The following is a 21,011-nucleotide window of genomic DNA, read 5'->3' on the forward strand; positions in this document are numbered from 1 at the left end:
GAGTTTTCTTGTCTCTGGCAATGGAAAATCCCAGGATCACTAAATTCCGGAATTTTCCACTTGCGCCCCTGCCCGTTCACCACTAAATCCCCCCTTCACAGACCCCCGCGGAGAGGTGCCGGAGTGGTCGAACGGGGCGGTCTCGAAAACCGTTGTGGGTGCAAGCCCACCCAGGGTTCGAATCCCTGTCTCTCCGCCACTTTGCAGAGACCTCCACCTACTCTGTTCAGCGGCGCGAAGCGTCGGTCACTATTGATGATCTTTCCGTTAGACAACAGATGGGTCTGTTTCCAGGCAATCAAAATAGCTTTTGTTTCAGCAAATATGTCTGCAGAGATCAGTGCGCCCCTTTTCACAGCGCCCATTCGGCACACACCGTACGTTCGATCATTCCCATAGCCCGCGGAGCAGCGACAGATCATATTTGTCTCTGTATCACCACTTCAAGCAACTAAACTTTTGAATGGGTACCGGCTAAAGTTTGAACCCTTGTTGCTTAGCTCCCAAGAGTGTTCGGTTCTCCTGGGCTGCGTTTGGTGTGGCAATAGACACGCTTATCGAGCAGAACGAAGTATCGTCCGCAACATATACGAGACCCTTTCGGGTCAAATACTTGATAAAGGAAAATTTGGCTGGTCATTAGGCGATCTACTAGTAACTTGAACACACATCAGATTTTGGTTGTAACCGCTGATTGCGGAAAATCTATTGGAGTGTACTCTTGGTAATTCCGTTTCACGTTCGGGAAATGCTTCAACGCATAAAAGCACGATTTGACGCCGACCAGATACCCCAGCAGATGGCGCCAAGCGACGCAGAGTTTTCAACATTGCGCCCGTCCCGCAAGCCGACCAAAGAGATGGTCGTACGCTTCTGGGACAAGTTGAAACCGACTGCCAGTGAAGAGGATCAAGCACAGATCGCAGATTTGGCAACCATCGAAGACGCCGAAACCTATGGCACCAATATCGAGAACTTCATCGGGACGGTTAAGCTGCCTGTCGGGGTTATTGGTCCCCTGCGCTTGAACGGAATGAACGCAAACGGCGATTTTCATGTCCCCCTCGCAACAACCGAAGCAGCGCTGGTCGCGTCTTACGCCCGGGGCGCTTACGCCGCCACCCGGTCGGGCGGTGTCAGTACAGCTGTTTTGTACGAAGGCGTTCTGCGGACTCCGGCATTTGTGTTCGAGAGCCTCCTGAAGGCCGGGCAATTTGTGGATTGGGTGGTGACAAATATCGACCTGCTCAAATCTGCGGCCGAAGCGACAACCCGTCATGGTAAGCTTGTATCGGTGGAACCGTTCATCGACACCAATGTCGTGTTCCTGATTTGCCGCTATACCACTGGCGATGCGGCGGGTCAGAATATGGTGACAATCGCCACCGATGCCCTGTGCCACGCAATCGCTGAAAGCTGCCCTGTGACGATTGAGAACTGGTATATTGAAGGTAATTTCTCGGGTGACAAAAAGGCCTCGGCTCTGGGGCTGGTGACGGGGCGTGGGCGCAAGGTCAGCGCCTCGGTCACGCTTCCGGCTGATATTGTCGAAAAGACACTGGGCACAACGGTCGAGGCGATGCTGAACTATGGCCGCGTCGCCAATCTGGGGGCGCATCTGTCAGGCCAGTTTGGGGCGCAGGCACATTATGCCAACGGGCTGGCGGCTTTCTATATCGCGACGGGCCAGGACGCGGCTTGCGTCGCCGAAAGTGCGATGGGCGTCACGCGGATGGAACCAAGGGGTGACGACCTTTTCTGCTCGGTCACGCTTCCGAATATCCTGGTCGGCTCGGTGGGTGGCGGCACCGGTTTGCCCAGTCAGGCCGCGGCGCTGAACATACTGGGTCTCAGAGGTAACGGGTGTGGCACGGCACTGGCCGAAGTTGCCGCCGCCACATGCCTAAGCGGTGAAATCTCCATCGTTGCAGCGATTGCAGCGGGCCATTTCACCCGCGCCCATGAAAGTCTGGCCCGTCACAGATGAGCATTCAGAACCGATTCTGGGTTTATCAATCCGAGCGTTTTCCGCTGAAGAAAACCGTCCCTCTGCTGTTAGTGTTTTCCGCAGCCAGTATCTGCGTGTCCGCCCGTCTGGCAGACCGCCCCCTGCCCGACTGGCCAGCCTTTGCCGCCGGTTTTGTGCTGGCCATGGCGTTGTTCTTCCAGATACGGGTCTGTGACGAGTTCAAGGACGCCGAGGACGACCGGCGGTACCGTCCTGAAAGGCCGATCCCACGCGGATTGGTCTCTCCGGGCGAGGTTCTGAGCCTGGGCTTGCTGACCATCCCACTGGCACTTGCCGCTGCCTGGCTCTGGCACCCCTCGGTTTTGTGGCTGTTGGGCGCGGTCTGGATCTGGCTCGCGGCGATGACGGTCGAATTCGGTGTCCCTGCCTGGCTGAAGGCCCGGCGGGTTCGGTACCTGCTCAGCCATATGGCGATCATGCCCTTGATTGATCTGTTACTGACCGGCCTCGAATGGCTGCCAGCAGGCGGGGCAGCGCCCTCGTTGTGGCTGTTTCTGGCGTTGTCCTTTGTGAATGGCTGCGTCCTCGAGATCGGGCGCAAGCTGTGGGCACCCGAAAACGAGGTTACTGGGGTCGACACCTATTCCGCCCTATGGGGGCCGCGTCTGGCAGGTCGTATCTGGATCGGTTGCGTCCTGCTGTCCTACGCGCTTCTTGTCGGCACGGGCAACGCCACTGGAGTCGGATGGCCAAGTGCCCTGATCGGCGCGCTGGCGCTGGTTCCCTGCGGGGTTGCCGCATTCCGTTACAGTCAGGCGCCAACTGTGAATGCCCAGAACCGGATGGACACTGTGTCCGGCCTGTGGGTGTTCTTCTGCTACGCCACGGCTGGTTTCCTGCCCTTCCTGATCGGAGCCGTTGCATGAAGTTCATTGTCGCCCAAGCGGCTGCCAAAGATGCCTCAGTTGTCGGCGGTAAAGCGGCGGCCCTGTCGCATCTGACGCAGCACGGATTTTTCGCGCCCGCGTTCTTTGTCATCACCAATGACGCGTTTCGCATGGGGCGATCTGGCCCCTTCGCGCAAAAGGGCCTGCGATCGGCTGTGACCGCCGCGCTTGAAACACTCGGGCCCGGGCTTTACGCGGTGCGCAGTTCTGGCCGGTCCGAAGATGGCGTGGACCACAGCCATGCGGGACAGTTCGAGTCGGTTCTGAACGTTTCGGGCAAAAATGTGATCGCGGCGGCCAAGCAGGTTTGGCAATCCGGTTTCTCGACAACGGTCGAAACCTACCGCGCGGTCAAATCCGGTGGCGAGGCCGAGGCCCCTGCGATCATCGTACAGCGCATGGTCGATGCAAAGGCGGCAGGTGTCGCATTTTCCGCCGACCCGGTCAGTGGTCGGCGCAATGTGGTCGTGATCTCGGCCATTGATGGCCTCGCAGAACAGCTTGTGTCAGGTGAAGCGGACGGAGAAGACTGGGTCATCGGTGCGGATGGCGCACCGGAAAGCGCACCAGACACCCCCGCACATTTGACCGTGCCTGAGGTGCAATCCATCGCAGCCCTTACCCGAAAGGCTGAAACGCTGTTCGGATCACCTCAGGACATCGAGTGGGCCATTGATGCGCACGGGCTTCATATTCTGCAGGCCCGCCCGATCACTACGGCCCTGCGTCCTGCGCCGCTCGAAGACCAGACTCTTACTATTTTCGACAATTCCAATATCGTCGAAAGCTATCCGGGTATTGTCAGCCCGCTGACCTATTCCTTTGCCCTGTATGTGTATTCTCAGGTGTATCGCGCTTTCGTCAGGCTGTTGGGTGTGTCCCGGCACACGGTTGCCAGGAACGCAACTGTGTTTGACAATTTGCTGGGGCGGGTGGACGGGCGTGCCTATTACAATCTGATCAACTGGTATCGCGCGCTGGCGCTATTGCCCGGGTTTTCGCTGAACCGCGACTATATGGAAACGATGATGGGCGTTTCTGAACCGATGCCGCGTGAGGTCACGGATGCGCTTGCGCCGCCCCCCAGCACAGGCTGGCGCAAGGTCGTGGATTACGCGAAACTGGCCAAGGTTGTGGGCGGCCTGATCTGGCAGGCTATCCGACTGCCGCGGGCCCGGCGCGATTTTTACCGCAGGCTGAACGATATATTGCAGACGCGGCTGGACGTCGACGCCTCTAACGCTACCGAACTGGCAGCGGAATATCGGCGCATTGAAAGCACCCTGCTGGATCGTTGGGACGCCCCGCTGATCAACGATTTCCTGTGCATGATTGCCTTTGGCGGCTCGCGCAACCTGCTGCAAAAGTGGCTGGGTGAAAACGGCCTGGCCCTGCATAATGACCTCATGATCGGGCAAGGCGATATCGTTTCGGCTGAACCCGCACAACGCATCGCCCGAATGGGAGCGCTGGTACGGCAGGCAGGTCTTGCCAAGCCGCTAAAGGTCAACGCGCATTTGTCGGTTTTGTCAGGGCACCCGCAAATCGAAGCCGAGGTCGATGCGTATCTTGAGAGATTTGGCGACCGGTGCACCGAAGAGCTCAAGCTGGAAAGCGTTCCGCTGCACGACGATCCGACCAGCCTGTTGCTGGCCATTGCAGCCAGCGCCGAACGTCCCCCGTCCAAGCGTCAGGAAGGCTTTGAACCGGACTGGCAGACGATGTTTCCGGCAAACCCCCTCAAACGGCAGTTGGCCAAATGGATCTTGGGCTGGACCAAGGCGCGCGTGCGCGACCGTGAAAACCTGCGCTTTGAACGCACGCGTATCTTTGGTTATGCGCGGTGCGTATTTTTGGGCATCGGCCGGGAATTCTCCGCGCGCGATCTGCTTTCGTCACCTAAGGATGTATTTTTCCTGACAACACATGAGGTTCTCGGAGCTGTAGAAGGCTACAGCCTGTCGCCTGATCTGAAAGGCATCGTTGCGCGGCGAAAACAGGAGGATGAAGCCTCGTCCCGACGCCCCGACCCACCGGAACGCATTGAAATTCGTGGCCCCGCGATCACGTTGATCTGGCCCGAAAGTGCGGAAGTCGAAGCCGACACGGCCCGGGTGAAGCACGGCACAGGTTGTTCCGCCGGACAGATCAAGGCGCGCGCGCGAGTGATCCGCAACCCACGCACCGAGGCGCTGAACCCCGGTGACATCCTGGTGGCGCGGCACACCGACCCGGGCTGGATCGCCGTATTCTCGAACGCATCCGCCATCGTTGTTGAACGGGGATCGCTGTTGTCGCATTCGGCCATTGTCGCGCGCGAATTGGGTATTCCTTGCGTGGTTGGCCTGAAAGGTGCCACGCGCTGGATCGAAGATGGCGAGATGATCTCGGTCGACGGGGCAAGCGGCGCGGTGGAGCGGTGCGATGGGTAGCAGCGAAATTGAGAAAAAAGCGGATTTCGACCATATCCGCTATGCCCAACTGTGGGAGGACGCAGACGTCCTCACCTCCGCCTTGGGCAATTGTGCGGGCAAGACATTGGTGTCCATCTGCTCGGCCGGTGACAATGCGCTGGCGATGCTGACACTCGATCCCGCACGCGTTGTTGTTCTGGACCTTTCACCGACCCAGATCGTGTGCCTAAACCTCAGGATCGCGGCCTATCAGGTGCTGTCCCATCCCGAATTCATCGAACTCACCGGCTCGCGCCCAAGTACCCGACGGGGCGCATTGCTGAGCCGGGTCTTGAAAGCCACCGATGCCGATACACGCGCTTTCTGGCAAGCCTTGACCCCGGATGTTGAAAAACACGGTATCGGCGGCGTCGGCAAGTTCGAGCGCTATTTTCGCATCTTTCGGACCTGGCTGCTGCCACTTGTGCATTCCCGCCGAACCATCGACGCGGTGTTCCTTCCCCGCGCGCCCGCAGAGCGGCAGACTTTCTTCGACAAACGGTTCAACACAGTCCGTTGGCGGCTTTTGCTGAACATTTTTTTCTCTCGCTTCGTCATGGGGCGAATGGGGCGGGACAGTGCGTTCTTCGACCATGTCGAAGGCAGCCCGGCCCAACATGTTGCCCGCCGCATCCACCATGCGGGGGTCACCATCGATCCTTCGCAAAATCCCTATCTGCACTGGATTCTTAAGGGCGATCACGGCGATGCGCTGCCGATGGCATGGCGTCCCGAGCATTATGAGACGATCCGGTCCCGGCTGGATCGTCTGGATATCCGCCTTGGGTCGCTCGAGGCTTTTGTGGCGACCGGTGAAAAAGCCAGCGGATTCAACTTGTCCGACATCTTCGAATACATGTCGCCTGAGACCTTCCCCCAAGTCTACGGCTCCATCCTGGCCGCCGCAAAGCCCCACGCCCGGCTGGTTTATTGGAACATGATGGCACCTCGGCGGGTTCCGCAGGAATACAAGGATCAGGTAGAAACACTGACCAACATTGAAACGCAGCAGAAAGCCCGCGACATGGCATTCTTCTATTCGGATTTCGTCGTCGAAGAGGTTCAGCCGTGACCGTTCTCGGGCAGATTCTGCTGGCAGCGGGGTCCGTGCTGGCTCTTGTCGGCGTTATGATGGTCATACGCCAACTGGCCCACACCGCGGGCGTGACTGCCGAAGTGCAGCGCAAGTTGATGCATGTCAGCACGGGCCTCTTTGCGTTACTGTTGCCCTGGCTCTTTCCCGACCGTTGGCCGGTTTACATGCTGATTGCGGCCACAGTCTTGGTGATGGTGGTGCTACGCCTGCCGCGTTTCTCATCCGATTTGGGCGCGGCTCTGCATGGCGTGGAGCGTACGTCCTATGGTGACTTTCTGCTTGCCATGTCGGTTGGGCTTTGCTTCCTACTGGCCCGGGACAATACGTTATTCTACATACTGCCAATCGCCGTTCTGACACTGGCGGACGCCGCGGCTGCACTTGCCGGGACCACGTATGGAACCAAACGCTACGTGGTCGAAGATGGCGACAAGAGCTTAGAAGGGTCGGTGGTGTTTTTTGTCGTAACGCTATTGGTTGCGATCATCTGCTTCTTATTCTTGTCGAAACTCCCGCCATCTAACATCATGATGTTGTGTCTTATGGTTGCGGCCTTTGGCACATTGGTCGAGGCGCAAAGTTGGCGGGGGTTTGACAACCTGTTCCTGCCGCTTGGCTTGTTGATTTTTCTGAACGGCCACTATCACAGCTCTTTGGCGGAGCTCGCCCTGTTGGCCGCCATGTTCTTTGCAGCCCTCGCCAGTTTCGGCATGGTGGGAACCAAGCTGGGTCTGACCAAACATGCGACCCGTGTGTATGTTGTCGCCGTTTTTTTGCTGCTGGCCGCCGCAAAACTGCAGAACACAGTACTGCCGATTATGGTTCTTGCCGCACACGGCTGGGCGCGTACCGCTTCTCCTTGTGACAGCAAGTACCCCGATCTGGATATCATAGCCGCCTTGGGACTTTTGGGATTCGGTTGGCTTGCGATGGGAAATGCGACGGGATGGGATGCGATTTCCTTTTTTGGTCTCAGTGCGATGGGATTGGCTATGGGGCTCACTGCTGTGGCGCTGCGTGCCATTCCTATTGTGGTACCGCTGGCGGCTGCTGCCCTGTTTCTCATTCGGACTTGGGCTGTTGCCCAGAATTCTGGACAATCGAACTGGGCCGAGCCGTTGACGAATCTGGCCCTCATTTCATTGCTCTGCACTACCACCCTGCCGCTGATTCGACCGCATTGGTTCGAAAAGGATCGGGTGCTAAGGTTGACGTTGTTGGCCCTTGCCCTGCCCTTGATCTATTACATTTGGACCATGGCGGGTTTCCTTGGCGCAGGGGTCTTTGCCGGAGTCGTTTCATGACCAAAGAGACCATAAAAACAGCGGATGCAAAGCTGACCGTTTATCTGAACGGCCCGAACTGGGACGGCATTCCCGCTGCGACCTTCGGCGAGTTTTGCTGCAAATCGCCCGACGCCGGTGCCGAAATCCTGCTCAAAGGGATAGAGCGGGTGCAAGACGCGGGCCTCGACCGCATCATCTGGCCGATGTCGGGCGATACCTGGCACAGTTACCGGTTCGTTTCAGACAGCGACGGGTCCGCTCCGTTCCTGATGGAGCCCAGCAACAAACCTCATGAGCCCGAGGTGTTCCGGTCGGCAGGCTTTACAGAGATCAGCCAGTACTTCTCGGCCCGGGTGCCGCTGCAGGCCGCCGCCGGGTCGGCACCGCCGGAAACAGATGGGTTCGTGGTGGAAGAGTGGGACGGAACAGACCCCGAGGCCCTGTTCCGTCAGGTATTCGAACTTTCAACCCGGGCATTCTCAAACAACGCGTTCTATAAGCCAATTTCCGAAGCGGATTTCCTGGCAATGTATATGCCGGTCGTGCCGATGATGAAGCGCGACCTGATTCTGTTTGCGCGCCGCCGCGACGGAACATTGGCCGGGTTTCTATTCGGCATTCCCAACTATGCCGAGGGCCCCGATCCGACATCCGCAATCCTTAAGACTTATGCAAGTCTCGAACCGGGCGCCGGACGGCATCTGGCACACAGGTTTCACAAGACGGCATTCAGCATGGGATACGAGACCGCCATTCATGCGCTGATCCATGATGACAACACCTCGGCCGACCGCAGTGCCACGGAAGGCGCGACGATTTTCCGGCGCTATTCTCTGCTTGGGCAGAAGCTGAATGGCTGACCTGCTCGCCCATTTCTCGGCTGCGGTTGAACGGTTTCCGGACAGGACCGCCATAGTGGACGGCAAGGGGCGCCAGATCAGTTTTCAGACCCTGCACACGCGCGTTCAGCACTTGGCAGGTCGGTGGCAGGACAAGGGCATCCGGCCAGGTGATCGTGTGCTTTTGGCGATGCCTGTCAACGCGGACCTTTATGCAAGTCTGGCCGCCCTATGGTCCCTTGGCGCCACCGTGGTCTTACCGGAACCGGCCGTGGGACTGGCCGGTCTGCGCCATGCCATTCGGACCACAAAGCCCAAGGCATTCTGCGCTGCCAGTGCGTTTACTTGGCTGAAATTGCTGCTTCCGGACCTTTGGGCTTTACCACTTCTGAAGCCGGGAAAAAGCCGCCGTAACCCGCCAGCACTCAGCGTTCAGCCGGATGATATCGCGCTCATTTCCTTCACGTCCGGGACGACAGGTCAACCAAAGGCCATTCCACGCTCACACGCGTTTCTGACGGCACAGCACGATGCAATCGCGCCACTCCTGGATAGTGACAAGGCCGAGCGCGATCTTGTTGCCTTCCCAGTATTCACACTGATCAACCTGGCGGCCGGGCGCACAAGCATTTTGCCAAACTGGAAGCTCGGCAAGCTGGACCGTTTGCCGCCCGATCAGATGCAAGGCTGGATTCATGAACAGTTGATCACACGCGCCCTCATCCCGCCGTCACTATGCAAAAAACTGGTTCAATCCGATAACACCGGGCCGTTACACACGGTGTTCACCGGCGGCGGCCCGGTGTTCCCAAACATGGTGGAGGCGTTGAGAACCCGGCACAAACTTTCAGTTGTGTGCGTCTACGGATCGACCGAGGCTGAGCCGATTGCCCATCTTAAGGCAAAAGACGTCTCTGATGAGGATCGCTGGCAAATGGCTGGTGGCAAGGGTCTTCTGGTGGGATACGCAGTGCCCGACGTCACGCTCCGCGTTCGCGACAATGAGATTCAAGTCTCCGGCGCGCATGTGAGTGGCGGATACTTGGACCCGGTCCATTCACAGGAAAACAAGGTCAGGGAAGATGGCATCATTTGGCACCGGACCGGTGACGCTGGTACGCTCGATGATGACGGGCGTTTATGGTTGTGGGGACGGGTCGGGTCCGAAATCGAAGGCGATTCAGGTACGCTTTTCCCCTTTGCTATCGAAGTCGCTGCACAGTACTGGCCGGGCGTGGATCAGTGCGCTCTTGTCAACACAAATGCTGGCCCGGCGCTTTGCGTTCAAGGATCCCCGGATCACTTCGAGGAGTGGAGTAATTCTGCGCTTGGTTTTGGCGTTCCAAATGTTGTTTCGATAGATAACATCCCTATGGACAAGCGTCACGCCTCCAAAGTCGATCGCGCGAAACTTATACGTATCTTGGATTCCTAAAAAAATGGGGCGAAAACGAACCGTTCTCAGTTGGTCGGGAAATTCAAACCTGAGTGTCTGCGCTCGCAAGGCGAGAAATGGGGCTTCGCTCGCGCGGTGAATGGCAGCTTTCCGTCCAACGGAACCTTAATGAGCTTTCGGTAACCACTGAAGAAGTTCGCTCATCCGAAATCACTATGACGCTTTCCTATGACGCCCCTACCCGCTTTCTGTGCCGTGCCTGCTTATTTTGCCGCCACAAAGCCCTTGTTTTATTGATGTGACGATTTCTGCATAGATGTCAAAAACGATCTCGAAAACCGTTGTTGGTGCAAGCCCACGCAGGGTTCGAATCCCTGTATCTCCGCTACTTTGCTAAGACTAGTGCATGCCTTTGTCAGCGGTGCGAAGCGTCAATCGCTATCGGTGCACTATCCGTTAGACAACAGATGGGTTAGTATCCAGATATCTCAAAATAGTTTTTGAGTTTCAGCAAACATGTCTACTTAAGTCCGCGCGCCTCTTCCAAAAGCTCTCATGCGGCCCTAACCGGATGAGGTGGGAGGCTTCTGCTCCACCGGCATCGAGTGTGCCAAAGTCCAGATGTTACCGACTGCTAGCAAAGGAGCCAGCCAATGACATTACAGACCGTAGGTCGGGATCTGGCCAAGGATGTTTTTCAAGTGCATGGCATTTCGGAGAATGGTAGGTTATCTTCAACAAGGCCATCAATGGTGTCTGTCTAGACATGCCTGAAATTCCCGCGTTGCGTTGCAGCGATGGAAATCCTGCGGATGTAGCAAATTCATGCTTTGAGAACGCGCCGCACAAAAATACAAAGACTGGGATGGGCTCGTAGCAACCTAGGAACTCCTGAAGCATAGAACCCTGTCTCGTATTCCACGATCTATTCGCGGCCCATGAGAGGCATTCAGCGTGGTGTTTTTTTCTGCTGTGGTCGCCCCCGTTATCGCCATTCGCTACAAGTATAAAATGTAGCGCTGCGCGAACTAGCAGAGCGCGGGGTGAAACGGACCATACTTGGTGCTATCACCGCCTTTACCTTCGCGAATAGTATTACACTGGCCTTGGCTTAATTGAATTTGATCCATGTCCCTTCCCCACCTGTGGAAGCTGTCATCGTTTTGTCAATCGTCATTCTTGCAGTTGAAATTGCAAAAATGCGATAGCGAGCACTTGCGTATGTCAGAGAGATGGCCGTGGATTGTCTCATTTTCTTGTGGCCTTCTACACGGCCTGGGTTCTGCCTGTGCTCTGAATGAAATCGGGCTACCAGAGGGAGACAAATTTGTTTCTCGTTTGGGGTTCAACCTTGGTGTAGAAATCGGTCAAATCATGTCTGTTGCCGGGATCCTTTCACTGGCGAGTTGATCACGAAGCTTTCTCCGGCATTCGAACGGATCAAAGCAGAGAAACGGCAATTTCTAAACACGGTGACCATTTATCTGATAGGCTCAGTTTTGGCGGGTTGAACGTGTTGAGGGATTTAGGGGGTAGAACGGTTTCTTATGTCGAGTGCGGAGAAGCAAATCAATTGGATGCCACATCTTCCGCTGTTGATGGCCATTCTCTGTCTGTTTTTCTGTGTCGTGGCTTGGCCCCGGTCGCTGCACGCATGTTCGGTTTGCATCGAACTACCGGAAGCTTCTGTTGCGGACCATATTCTTTCGGCAGATTTCATCGTCCTCGCGCGACCTCAGCCAGACAATCCTTTCAAGTTCGCACCAGTACAAGTGTGGAAAGAAAATGATCGGAAAATTGGTAGACTACCTGAGATCCCGTTCCTGATCGACAGTGTGACAAGGCGCGCGCTGCAATCCGATCCCGACAAGACTGTGCTCTTCACTTACGGTTCTATTGACCGGGATAGCGCTGGCCGCGCTATATCCCGGCGTTGGACGCGAATTTTTCTGATGACGCCTGAAAGAGCCGAATTTGTAAATCGCTTGCGAGAGGCTGCAGCGTTCTGGCCTTCCACAAAATCCGTTAAACAGGACCGAATAGCTTTTTTGGCCAACTACCTGTCACACCCAGATCCGGTCTTGCGCAACGTCGCATTGATCGAGATACATCGGGCACCGTATCAACTCGTGCACCCCCTAAAAACCTCTGTTCAGACAAGCCAGCTTTTGGAGGAATTCGGCAGAATTGATCGCGTCAGTTACATACCGGTTTCCATCCGGCTACTGGGCCTGCAGACTGACGAAAAGGCCGCTGCGGTTGTTAGGTCCAACTTTGCGGAGGTTTTACGATCAAAAAGATCAAATGTGTATGAATGGGCACTTGCCGGGATTGAAGTCGATGGCATGAAAGCAATCCGCGCAATCGGAGAGGCACTCGGGCAATTCCATGTGCACCATCCAAGCATCAAGGAACTTGTTCGGGCATTGGCTGATGGCGGCACCGTTCATCCGGAATATAGACCATACATCATTGGTTTGTATTCTGAGGCCATGGCTAATAACGCGTCTTTGGCTGCCCGCGTCGCAACGACCATGCAAAACTGGCATTCAAAGGCATTAAACCATCAATTCGAAAGCCTTCTCCAAGGCGACGAAATTGATCCAGCAACGCGATTTGTTCTCGCTGCGATTGTGGATGCAAAATTCAAGGATTGATCGGAACTAAAATTGGTTTCTTGCCGAATTCTCACGCTCTGACTGTAGATCAATCAATGTCCTAACTTTATCGAATGTTTGATCTGTGTTCAGTAATGTGCCTCGCGGAAACGCGGCGAATTCCGCACTCTGCCCGAGCTCACATGTACCGAAAACCGTCCTATGGTGACATCCAACAGCCAGCTGAGATGCTGTGGTGGTATTCTGCTTTCTAGACATTCGCCGCCGGTGCAGAACATCCCCCACAGTGAATTCAACCAGCGAATAATTTCCCGAACCGGAAACACCCGCAAGTACCGAGATCTTATTGCGTAGATACTGATGTCTACGTCTTCAAAGGTGTTCTGGCGCACCGCACAGATGTTCTTCATCTTAGATCGCCTCGTTCATTCCGGCTGCTTGATTCAGAATCCAGTCAACACCGCGCAGAAAGTCGTCGATTGTGAGCGGATTGTTTTCTCCGCTGGATGCGGAGAGCACAAAGCCATGCGCATAGTCGATCAGAAGGTGAACAAGGACATCTCCGCCATCGCTATTCTTCAGCTGGTCCGTGCTGGTCTTCAATTCTACCGCGACACGGACAAGATCCTCGCTCATGAGTGTCACGTCGTTGAGGATCGCGCGCAGAAGTTTAGCGTTCTTCAACGCATACCCGTAGTAGGTCGCCAGTATGCTGCGGGCCCGTTTGATCGGAGGGTCGCCTTCAATGTCATCCAGGACACCCTCGAATGCAAGCTCAACCAGATCGCTCAAAAGCTGCTTCTTGCTACCTGCGTGATACGTGACTGCCATCGGGGTGACGCCCAGTTGTTCAGCCAACACACGAAATGACAGCCCTTCAACGCCGCCTTTCTGAACGATCGGCAGCGCCGTTCTGAGGATCAGTTGCTTTGAGAGCTTTTGCGACGACTTTACCGGCCGTCCGACTGAAACGACCTTGGTCACCGTTTCACCTTGTATTCAAGGTCCACCAGCCCCGAAGGGAAAGGTGTTGAGGACACAAGTTCCAGATCAATGTCCCTGTCGTTGGAACCAAAAATCCGGATGCCATCACCAAGAAGGATTGGGACGATGGTAATCTTCATGTCTTCGATAAGACCCGCCTCGATAAACGATCGAATAACCGCGCCACCATCGACATAGGCCCGTTGCAATCCGCGCTTCTGCAAAGAGGCGAATAGGACATTCGGCTCAAGCGTTGAAACCTCAACCCTGCTGCGCAGCTCCATGGGAACGTCTTCGTCAGTCATAGTGCGGCTCATCACGATGCAGGGGATGGAGTATGGCCACTCCCCGAATCCCACAACCGTGCGAAACGATCCCGACCCCATGACGATCACATCCATCCGGCCCTGAAACTCTGCAAAGCCGTGATCTTCGTTATGCGTCGCTTGCTTGTTCAGCCAGTCAAGCGCGTGGTCGGGTCTTGCAACAAAACCATCGAGGCTCATGGCCATCATGATGTGCCCAGTTGTCATATCGGTGCCTCCGTAAGCCTTAATTTATACGGCGTATAAATTTCAAACCGATGATGTTCAAGCCAAACGTGGTCAGGATTGGTTGGTCACCCATTTCGAGAAGGCGGCCACGGCCTCCGTCGCAACGGTGTTATGTGGCTGAACAAGAAAGTATCCGTAGTCGGGCAGTTCAATATCGGACAACCGGAACAGCCGTTGCGCCTCCAAATCAGCCGACACGAGGTCATCCATCAAGGCGATGCCCTGCCCGTCGATGACGGCTTGCACCCGGACATTGGGATCAGGAACGATCAATACATCCTGCCGCGATTGCTGAGGCAGATGTGCCGCGATCAGCCAATCGGACCAAGCGTTGCTGTCATCACGATCTCTGAGCAAGATGAGTTGTGATATGGAGGCATCTATTCCCGATTCTGCAACCATTCGGGCCGCTGAGGCATTCCCAACGGGATAGGGCGACATCGGCATGAAGCGGGTTACTTTGCCGTGACTGAACTCACCGTTTCCCCATCTGATCGCCAGATCAACATCCTGCATCTCGTGATCAGAGAAATCGATCATCGGTTGAATGCGCAACTGCACATCCGGGTGGCGTTGCATGAACGTCATCAGGCGGGGAGAAAGCCAGCGCGCCGCGAAATAGGTGGACACGCCAACGGTCAGAGACCGTGAGATTTTCCCCTTCAATGCCAAAATACCGGATTCAATTTCTTCATACCTGGATTGGCAAGTCACCAGCAGCTTTAGCCCGTCATTCGTAAGCGTGACGCCGCGCGTCGTGCGCCGAAACAAGGCCATTCCCAAGTCAGTCTCAAGCGTCTTTATCTGATAGCTGATCGCGCCTTTGGTCATGTTCAGGGCCGTGGCAGCATCCGAGAAACTCGAATATCGGGCAATCTCGGCAAACAGCCGCAGAAGGTCATGGTGATGAAAGTGACGGTGCATACCCTCGTTGTATAAGAAATTTGAACGCTGAGACCAGAAAATTTCGATTTCCAATCACGCACCATTGCCCATTCTAAATCCGATACTGAAGAGCAGGAGTAACGCGTTTGGGTTCCTTGAACGCAACAACCGATACACCGCAACCGGCAGAGCGCCGCAGCCGATCCCGTCGCAGTCGGTCCTCGTGTCGAGGCACACTTGCGGCCAGCGCTCCGTTTGCGAAGCGAAAGATACCTGCATACGCGTTGCTGAGCGATGCGGCTTTGACGCGGATCGAAGAACAGTCGGACTGGATTCTGGGCAAGATCGGGATCGATTTTCGAGGCGACCAAGCAGCGTTAGAGATGTTTGCCGAGTCAGGTGCTCACGTCGAAGGTGAACGCGTTCGGTTTGACCCGGGACATGCACGCGACCTTTGCGCTACAGCACCGTCCGAGTTCAAACTGCACGGTCGGGACCCGACCAGAACTGTGACACTCGGCGGCGACAATATTGTTCTGATGCCGGGATACGGGTCACCTTTTGTCAGCGATCTGACCAATGGTCGTCGGTACGCGACGCTCGAAGACTTCCGCAACTTTATCAAACTCACATACAGCTCCCCTGCCCTGCATCATTCGGGTGGAACCGTTGTCGAGCCAACGGATGTACCCGTGAACAAGCGACATTTGGATATGTTGCTGGCGCACCTCACCCTGTCCACCAAACCCTTCATGGGGTCTGTCACCGCGCCAGACCGCGCGCAGGACAGCATCGACATGGCGCGATTGGTCTTTGGGGGCGACGTTATGGAATACAACGCCGTGATGCAGGCCAATATCAACGTCAACTCTCCACTGGTTTTCGATGACACCATGTCGTCCGCGCTGCGCATCTATGCTGAAGCAAACCAATGTGTGTGTATCTCTCCGGCGATCTTTGCAGGCGCCATGGGGCCGCTTTCGCCCGCAGCCGTTGCCGCACAGACACTGGCTGAAGCAATGGTCGGCATCGCCTTGGCGCAGCTTGCCCGGCCCGGTTGCCCGGTTGTCATGGGCTCCTTTCACTCAAACATGAACCTCCGCACGGGCGCTCTGACCTTCGGATCGGCAGAGGCGAACATGGTCACCATGGCGTTGTCGCAACTGGGGCGCAGACTTGGTGTCCCGGTGCGCTCGGGCGGCGGACAAATCACCGCGTCCAACGCCCCGGACGGGCAAGCGATGCAGGACAGTACGGGGGCCATGTGGTCCACACTTCTATCCGGCGCACATCAGGTCTGGCATGCGGCGGGCTGGCTCGAAGGTGGGTTGGTCATGTCCTACGAGAAGTTCATCATGGACGTAGATCACTGCGGCGCGATGCTGAAACTTTTGCAGGGTTTTGACGTCGACGACGAGGCTTTCGGTCGAGATGCCTATCTCGAAACCGGACCGGGTGAGAATTTCCTCTCCACCAGTCACACGCTGCGTCACTACAAATCGGCGAATTTTGAACCGCAAATCCCGGATGCCGGCCCTTTCGAGACCTGGACGGAGAACGGCGCGCTCACGTCAGACCAACGCGCCACGGCGCGGTGGCGCCAAATGCTGGACGACTATCAACAGCCCGAAATGAACCCCGGCACAAAAGCCGCGCTTGATGACTTCGTGTCTGAACGCAAATCCCGGATGCCGGACGAATGGTACTAGAAAGGAAGATCCATGACCGAAGAACTTATTCGCACATCCGCCCTTGCATCGCGCCATACCGCGCTTGGCTCTGGGTTGGAGGACTGGAACGGCATGGGTACGGCCTGGACCTATAACTCGGATCCCAACGATGAGCACGATGCGGTCCGTGAACGGGCCGGTATGTTCGACATGTCTCCCCTGAAGAAAGTGCTCGTGCGAGGCCCTGAAGCTCAGGCAGTGCTGGACCATCTGACCACGCGCGATCTGACCAAAGTTGGACCTGGCAAGGCTGCCTACCTCTGTGTTCTGACCGATGGAGGCGGGATCGCTGACGATGCAATCGTGTCGAACAATGGTGACAATGAATGGATGGTCGTGCACGGCTCCGGTGACACCATGGCACTGCTGGAAGCCTCGGCGGCAGGGCGTGACGTTCAGATCGACTTTACTGACAATCTGCATGACCTTTCGGTGCAGGGCCCTGCCTCCTTGGAGATCCTGAACGCCTACACAGATATCGACTTGGCAGAGTTGGACTATTTCGAACACGCACTGGCGACGCTTTTTGGCTATCCGTGCCGCATCTCACGCACAGGCTATTCCGGCGAACGCGGTTACGAGATTTTTGCAGATGGGGCAGTGATTACGGATATCTGGGACAAGCTCGCGCAACAGGGAGTCATGCCCTGTTCCTTTACCGCTTTGGACAAGGTGCGTATCGAAGCCGGGCTGCTGTTTTACGGCTATGACATGACCGAGGAAAACACCCCATGGGAGGTTGGCTTAGGCTTTACCGTAAGCACAACCAAGGCCGACTATCGCGGAAAAGCTGCCGTCTCGGCAGCAAAGAGGGCCGAAAAAATAAACAATGTTTGCCTGGAAATTGACCACACCAACATGGTTGTTGGCGGTGAAACGCTTTTGTTGGATGGCAAATCCGTCGGCGTGATCAACAGCCCCTGCTACTCACACCGGATGGAAAAGTCCCTTGCCCTTGCGCATGTTGTTCCAGAACTGGCTGTTGGAACGACGCTCTCCGTCGCAGGCGAGGGCCTAAACACAAAAGCAAAGATCGCAACCTACCCCATCTACGATCCAACGAAGCTACGAACGCACGAATAAGGAGATCGTTGCGGGTTTCCGTAAAAACTGTTGGCGGCCCAAAGTGGACTTCAACGTTCCAAATATGATGCCGCGGTGCAGTCGTCCAAAGCCGCCTTTGGTGTGGCGCGCAGTATTTCAGCACCTCGATTGACGGCAGCCAGGCTCAAATAAGACCCTAAGCGACTCTGACGGTGCTGCTGCGCAGCATATGAAGTGCGAACATTGGATTTTCAAACACACAGCATCACAGATGTTTATTTCTTCAAGTCGTTGGCCTTCTCGCCAACGATCTCGAGTATTCTGTTTCTTTGAATCTTTCCCGACGGCCCTTTTGGAAGTTCCGGCAAGATATGAACTTCGTCGGGGGACTTAAAACGACCCAATTGAGCTTCACAAAGTTTCGAAAGGCCCAGCGACGTCACCTGGGACCCTTCACGAATTTTGACCGCTGCCTCGACGGTTTCGCCGTAGCTTTTGCAAGGACGTGCAAATGCGGCGGCTTCAACAACATCGGGATGCGAATAAAGTGCTTCGTCAATCTCACGCGGCGCAATGTTTTCGCCGCCTTTTATTATAAGCTCCTTCAATCGGCCGGTGACAAAAACATAACCGTCTTTGTCCATGCGGGCGAGATCACCAGTTCGCAACCATCCGTCAGACGTAAACGTGCCCCTGGTTGCGTCTTGGTCCTTGAGGTACTCCAGCATTACATTTGGTCCGCGAATAACCAACTCGCCTTCTGATCCGTGTGGAACAGTTCGCAGGTCGGCATCAACAATTGCCGCCTCGTTCCCGTATGGGATGCCGGGAGAGCCGATCTTGCGAACGGCTGGAGGCAATGGGTTGGATAGAATTTGCGCTGCTGTTTCCGTGAGACCCATAGTTTCCACGATGGGGATTTTGAACCGGTCCTCAAAGGCGCGCTGCACATCCGGGGCCAACGCTGACGACGCAGAACGACCGAAACGCACATTCTGGCGCGTTTGGGTGTCCGGGCAGGTATCCGAGTGCAGCAGGTGGGAAATGATGGTTGGAACCACAGAGAACCATGTCGCTTGGGACTTTCCAATATTGCCCCAGAACCGACTGGCCGAAAACCGATCGCACATGGCCAGTGATCCGCCCGAGACCAGTGTTCCCATGACCGTCACACAAAGACCGTTGATGTGATAGATCGGCAGAACGCAGAACCCACGGTCGGCTTCGGTCAAATCATGCGCCACGGTGGTTGTCCAGCCTCCGGCGAGCAGGCTGGAATGCGTGTGGACCACGCCCTTTGGACGCCCGGTCGTGCCGGATGTGTACATCAAAAGCGCGTGGTCGCCGGATGAGAGGTCATGCAAGTTGCCATCGGAACTCTGGGCATCTTCAACCCGCAGCGCGGTGACCTCATCAGGATTGGCCGTGCGCGCGAACAAATCCATCTGTCCGGGATGGACGAAGCCATAACGCGCGCCGCTGTGTTCCAGCGCATAGGCCACGGCGCTGTCACCAGCGACAAGGTTAATCATCGTCGCCCGGAACCCGCCATACAGGACGCCGAAAAGGATCTCTAGCGCTTCACGGCAGTTAGGGTACAGGATCGCGACGCTTTCTCCTTTCTCCACACCCATGCCGGTTAACATAACTGCGATGCGGTGGGCCGTTTCGCGCAACTCACTCCAACTCAGCTCCGGTGTCCCATCCGGGAAAACAAAACCGGTTCCTCCCTGGCTTGCCCTGAAGTCTAACCATTCGCGAACAGTTCCCTTGGGCGGTTCCATCATTGTCCGGCCTCCGACCAGTAGTCACCGAAGATCTCTTCCAGCTCGGGTTCACGCGGGGATGTTTCTCGAACGATCTTGGTGGTCTGCACGAAATGCCGCCAATGCAGGTTGGTGTCGATTGAATTGCCACCCCAGCTACCGCAGCCCATCGAAAGGGAAAAAGGCATTCCATTGGTGAAACTGCCGCCAGTGGCAAAGGTGTGCGGCTGATTTACGATGACCCGACAGGTTGGCAAATCATTACCCAATCCAATCGCACGCTCGTCGTCGCCAGTATGTATGCCAACCGAATGCCCGGCCCCCTGATGTGCCAAAATGCGCGACGCTATGGCCTTGGCCGCCTCAAAATCTGCAGCACGATAGAGAGCCAGAACCCGACTGAGCTTTTCGCCTGACAAAGGATGATCCGGGCCGATTCCATCAGTCTCCACCGCCAGATATCTAGTCCCCTCAGGTACTTTGCCCGCCATCCCCAAGACTTCGAGCATTTTGTCGGCGTCCTGCGCTATAGCCGATCGGTTGAGATGGCCATCGGGCCAAAGTCGCGCCACGATGTCACTTGCCTTAGAGGACGGCACCAAGGCACCGCCCTCGGCAGCCATTGCAGCCACGAACGCGTCATAGACTGCGTCCACCACGACCAGCGCGTTCTCAGAAGAACAAGACGTCGCGTTGTCGAAACATTTTGAAGCCGTGATTTTGGCTGCCGCTGCCTGCAAATCAGCGGTCTCGTCCACAATTACAATCACATTGCCAGCGCCAACGGCCACAGCCGGCGTGCCACAGGATTGCGCACGTTGGACATTGTTCTGGCTGCCGGTGCAAATCACCCGATCCACAGTTTCCATCAACCGTTGCGTCTTGGCCTTGGACCCGGGCGCGGGGATCATCTGAACCAAATTGGGATTCAGCCCCAGCTTGTCGAATTCAGAATGGATGTAGGCAATCAACATCTCACAAGACGCCACGCCTTTTGGTGACGGCGCCACAACGATAGAGTTGCCGCCTTTTAGCGCATTAATGATGTTGTTCGCGGGCGTAGCAGCGGGGTTGGTCGACGGCACAACCGCGCCGATCACGCCGATAGGGCGCGCAATTTCGGTAACACCTGTTTTCGGGTCGTCACTGATGACGCCGTGGGTTTTCACGTCGGCAATATCGCGCAGCAGGCCGAGTGTCTTCCGGTGGTTCTTGGTGATCTTGTCCGGCACGTTGCCCAGACCGGTGGTTTCAACCGCAGTTTCCGCCAGCGTCCGATTGCGCGTTGGTTCCATTATGGCCCATCCCGCTGCCAGTGCCGCTTTGTCGTATAGCGACTGACTTCCACCAGCTTCGAAATCCCTCTGCGCCTTGCGCGCTTGAGCTACGATACGATCTACTTCGGCTATTTCCGGCGAAATCCCGTCCTGAGCGTTCATCTTGG

Annotated in this window: 16 protein-coding genes and 1 tRNA gene; 12 read left to right on the forward strand and 5 right to left on the reverse strand. The window is 56.1% G+C overall.

The features are described 5' to 3' along the window. Nucleotides 1-109 precede the first annotated feature (109 nt). The 10 genes from ACR3EJ_RS13010 (at nt 110) to ACR3EJ_RS13055 (ending at nt 12,643) form a co-directional block, all read left to right on the forward strand. Nucleotides 110-199 (forward strand) — tRNA-Ser (locus ACR3EJ_RS13010). A 522-nt stretch (nt 200-721) separates the two neighbouring features. After that, on the forward strand, nt 722-1,987 hold the full coding sequence (locus ACR3EJ_RS13015) for a hydroxymethylglutaryl-CoA reductase (protein ID WP_170539662.1): 1,266 nt from the start codon (nt 722-724) through the stop codon (nt 1,985-1,987). Beyond that, a complete protein-coding gene (locus ACR3EJ_RS13020; protein WP_170539659.1) occupies nt 1,984-2,895 on the forward strand; it encodes a UbiA family prenyltransferase in 912 nt (303 codons plus the stop codon). Before ACR3EJ_RS13015 ends, ACR3EJ_RS13020 begins: the two co-directional genes overlap by 4 nt. Further along, nucleotides 2,892-5,348, forward strand: a complete 2,457-nt coding sequence (locus ACR3EJ_RS13025) for a PEP/pyruvate-binding domain-containing protein (protein ID WP_170539656.1) — start codon at nt 2,892-2,894, stop codon at nt 5,346-5,348. The genes ACR3EJ_RS13020 and ACR3EJ_RS13025 overlap by 4 nt, the downstream gene beginning before the upstream one ends. Further along, nucleotides 5,341-6,441, forward strand: coding sequence for a BtaA family protein (locus ACR3EJ_RS13030; protein ID WP_170539653.1), 1,101 nt, complete (start codon nt 5,341-5,343; stop codon nt 6,439-6,441). Before ACR3EJ_RS13025 ends, ACR3EJ_RS13030 begins: the two co-directional genes overlap by 8 nt. Continuing rightward, nucleotides 6,438-7,769 carry a hypothetical protein gene (locus ACR3EJ_RS13035; RefSeq protein WP_480422955.1) on the forward strand — a complete coding sequence of 444 codons (1,332 nt, stop codon included), beginning with the start codon at nt 6,438-6,440 and terminating at the stop codon, nt 7,767-7,769. Before ACR3EJ_RS13030 ends, ACR3EJ_RS13035 begins: the two co-directional genes overlap by 4 nt. Further along, the gene (locus ACR3EJ_RS13040) at nt 7,766-8,611 is read left to right on the forward strand and encodes a hypothetical protein (protein WP_170539648.1); all 846 of its coding nucleotides are present in this window, start codon (nt 7,766-7,768) and stop codon (nt 8,609-8,611) included. Before ACR3EJ_RS13035 ends, ACR3EJ_RS13040 begins: the two co-directional genes overlap by 4 nt. Next, the gene (locus ACR3EJ_RS13045; protein ID WP_170539645.1) at nt 8,604-10,025 is read left to right on the forward strand and encodes an AMP-binding protein; all 1,422 of its coding nucleotides are present in this window, start codon (nt 8,604-8,606) and stop codon (nt 10,023-10,025) included. The genes ACR3EJ_RS13040 and ACR3EJ_RS13045 overlap by 8 nt, the downstream gene beginning before the upstream one ends. Nucleotides 10,026-11,114: 1,089 nt before the next feature. Then, the gene (locus ACR3EJ_RS13050; protein ID WP_480422957.1) at nt 11,115-11,396 is read left to right on the forward strand and encodes a HupE/UreJ family protein; all 282 of its coding nucleotides are present in this window, start codon (nt 11,115-11,117) and stop codon (nt 11,394-11,396) included. Nucleotides 11,397-11,563: 167 nt separating this feature from the next. Beyond that, complete coding sequence (locus tag ACR3EJ_RS13055) at nt 11,564-12,643, forward strand: hypothetical protein (RefSeq protein ID WP_170539639.1); 1,080 nt, start codon at nt 11,564-11,566, stop codon at nt 12,641-12,643. 372 nt (nt 12,644-13,015) lie between these two features. Here ACR3EJ_RS13055 and ACR3EJ_RS13060 read toward each other — a convergent pair whose 3' ends face one another. The 3 genes from ACR3EJ_RS13060 to ACR3EJ_RS13070 all read right to left on the reverse strand — a co-directional run bounded on the left by ACR3EJ_RS13060 (nt 13,016) and on the right by ACR3EJ_RS13070 (nt 15,066). Further along, nucleotides 13,016-13,588, reverse strand: a complete 573-nt coding sequence (locus ACR3EJ_RS13060; protein WP_170539636.1) for a TetR/AcrR family transcriptional regulator — start codon at nt 13,586-13,588, stop codon at nt 13,016-13,018. After that, entirely contained in the window at nt 13,585-14,121 is a 537-nt protein-coding gene (locus tag ACR3EJ_RS13065; RefSeq protein ID WP_170470158.1) for a dihydrofolate reductase family protein, read from the reverse strand. The genes ACR3EJ_RS13060 and ACR3EJ_RS13065 overlap by 4 nt, the downstream gene beginning before the upstream one ends. Nucleotides 14,122-14,193: 72 nt before the next feature. Then, nucleotides 14,194-15,066: a LysR substrate-binding domain-containing protein gene (locus ACR3EJ_RS13070; RefSeq protein ID WP_170539633.1), complete on the reverse strand. Its 873-nt coding sequence runs from the start codon at nt 15,064-15,066 to the stop codon at nt 14,194-14,196. Between the two features lie 107 nt (nt 15,067-15,173). Between ACR3EJ_RS13070 and ACR3EJ_RS13075 the strand changes: the two genes are divergently transcribed. Then, nucleotides 15,174-16,736 carry a trimethylamine methyltransferase family protein gene (locus ACR3EJ_RS13075; protein ID WP_480422958.1) on the forward strand — a complete coding sequence of 521 codons (1,563 nt, stop codon included), beginning with the start codon at nt 15,174-15,176 and terminating at the stop codon, nt 16,734-16,736. A gap of 12 nt (nt 16,737-16,748) precedes the next feature. Further along, nucleotides 16,749-17,840, forward strand: a complete 1,092-nt coding sequence (locus tag ACR3EJ_RS13080; RefSeq protein WP_170539630.1) for an aminomethyl transferase family protein — start codon at nt 16,749-16,751, stop codon at nt 17,838-17,840. A gap of 236 nt (nt 17,841-18,076) precedes the next feature. On the opposite strand, the gene ACR3EJ_RS13085 is transcribed toward ACR3EJ_RS13080, so the two are convergent. Continuing rightward, on the reverse strand, nt 18,077-19,588 hold the full coding sequence (locus ACR3EJ_RS13085) for an AMP-binding protein (RefSeq protein WP_170539627.1): 1,512 nt from the start codon (nt 19,586-19,588) through the stop codon (nt 18,077-18,079). Then, on the reverse strand, nt 19,585-21,006 hold the full coding sequence (gene sauS / locus ACR3EJ_RS13090) for an acylating sulfoacetaldehyde dehydrogenase (RefSeq protein ID WP_170539624.1): 1,422 nt from the start codon (nt 21,004-21,006) through the stop codon (nt 19,585-19,587). Before sauS ends, ACR3EJ_RS13085 begins: the two co-directional genes overlap by 4 nt. Between the last annotated feature and the right edge of the window lie 5 nt (nt 21,007-21,011).

It is taken from the genome of Ruegeria sp. AB11, from assembly GCF_056536325.1.

Coding starts and splice junctions, on each gene's coding strand:
- ACR3EJ_RS13080 (WP_170539630.1), top strand. CDS start 16,749: ATGACCGAAGAACTTATTCGCACATCCGCCCTTGCATCGCGCCATACC.
- ACR3EJ_RS13040 (WP_170539648.1), top strand. CDS start 7,766: ATGACCAAAGAGACCATAAAAACAGCGGATGCAAAGCTGACCGTTTAT.
- sauS (WP_170539624.1), bottom strand. CDS start 21,006: ATGAACGCTCAGGACGGGATTTCGCCGGAAATAGCCGAAGTAGATCGT.
- ACR3EJ_RS13030 (WP_170539653.1), top strand. CDS start 5,341: ATGGGTAGCAGCGAAATTGAGAAAAAAGCGGATTTCGACCATATCCGC.
- ACR3EJ_RS13055 (WP_170539639.1), top strand. CDS start 11,564: ATGCCACATCTTCCGCTGTTGATGGCCATTCTCTGTCTGTTTTTCTGT.
- ACR3EJ_RS13020 (WP_170539659.1), top strand. CDS start 1,984: ATGAGCATTCAGAACCGATTCTGGGTTTATCAATCCGAGCGTTTTCCG.
- ACR3EJ_RS13065 (WP_170470158.1), bottom strand. CDS start 14,121: ATGACAACTGGGCACATCATGATGGCCATGAGCCTCGATGGTTTTGTT.
- ACR3EJ_RS13070 (WP_170539633.1), bottom strand. CDS start 15,066: ATGCACCGTCACTTTCATCACCATGACCTTCTGCGGCTGTTTGCCGAG.
- ACR3EJ_RS13045 (WP_170539645.1), top strand. CDS start 8,604: ATGGCTGACCTGCTCGCCCATTTCTCGGCTGCGGTTGAACGGTTTCCG.
- ACR3EJ_RS13050 (WP_480422957.1), top strand. CDS start 11,115: ATGTCCCTTCCCCACCTGTGGAAGCTGTCATCGTTTTGTCAATCGTCA.
- ACR3EJ_RS13085 (WP_170539627.1), bottom strand. CDS start 19,588: ATGATGGAACCGCCCAAGGGAACTGTTCGCGAATGGTTAGACTTCAGG.
- ACR3EJ_RS13025 (WP_170539656.1), top strand. CDS start 2,892: ATGAAGTTCATTGTCGCCCAAGCGGCTGCCAAAGATGCCTCAGTTGTC.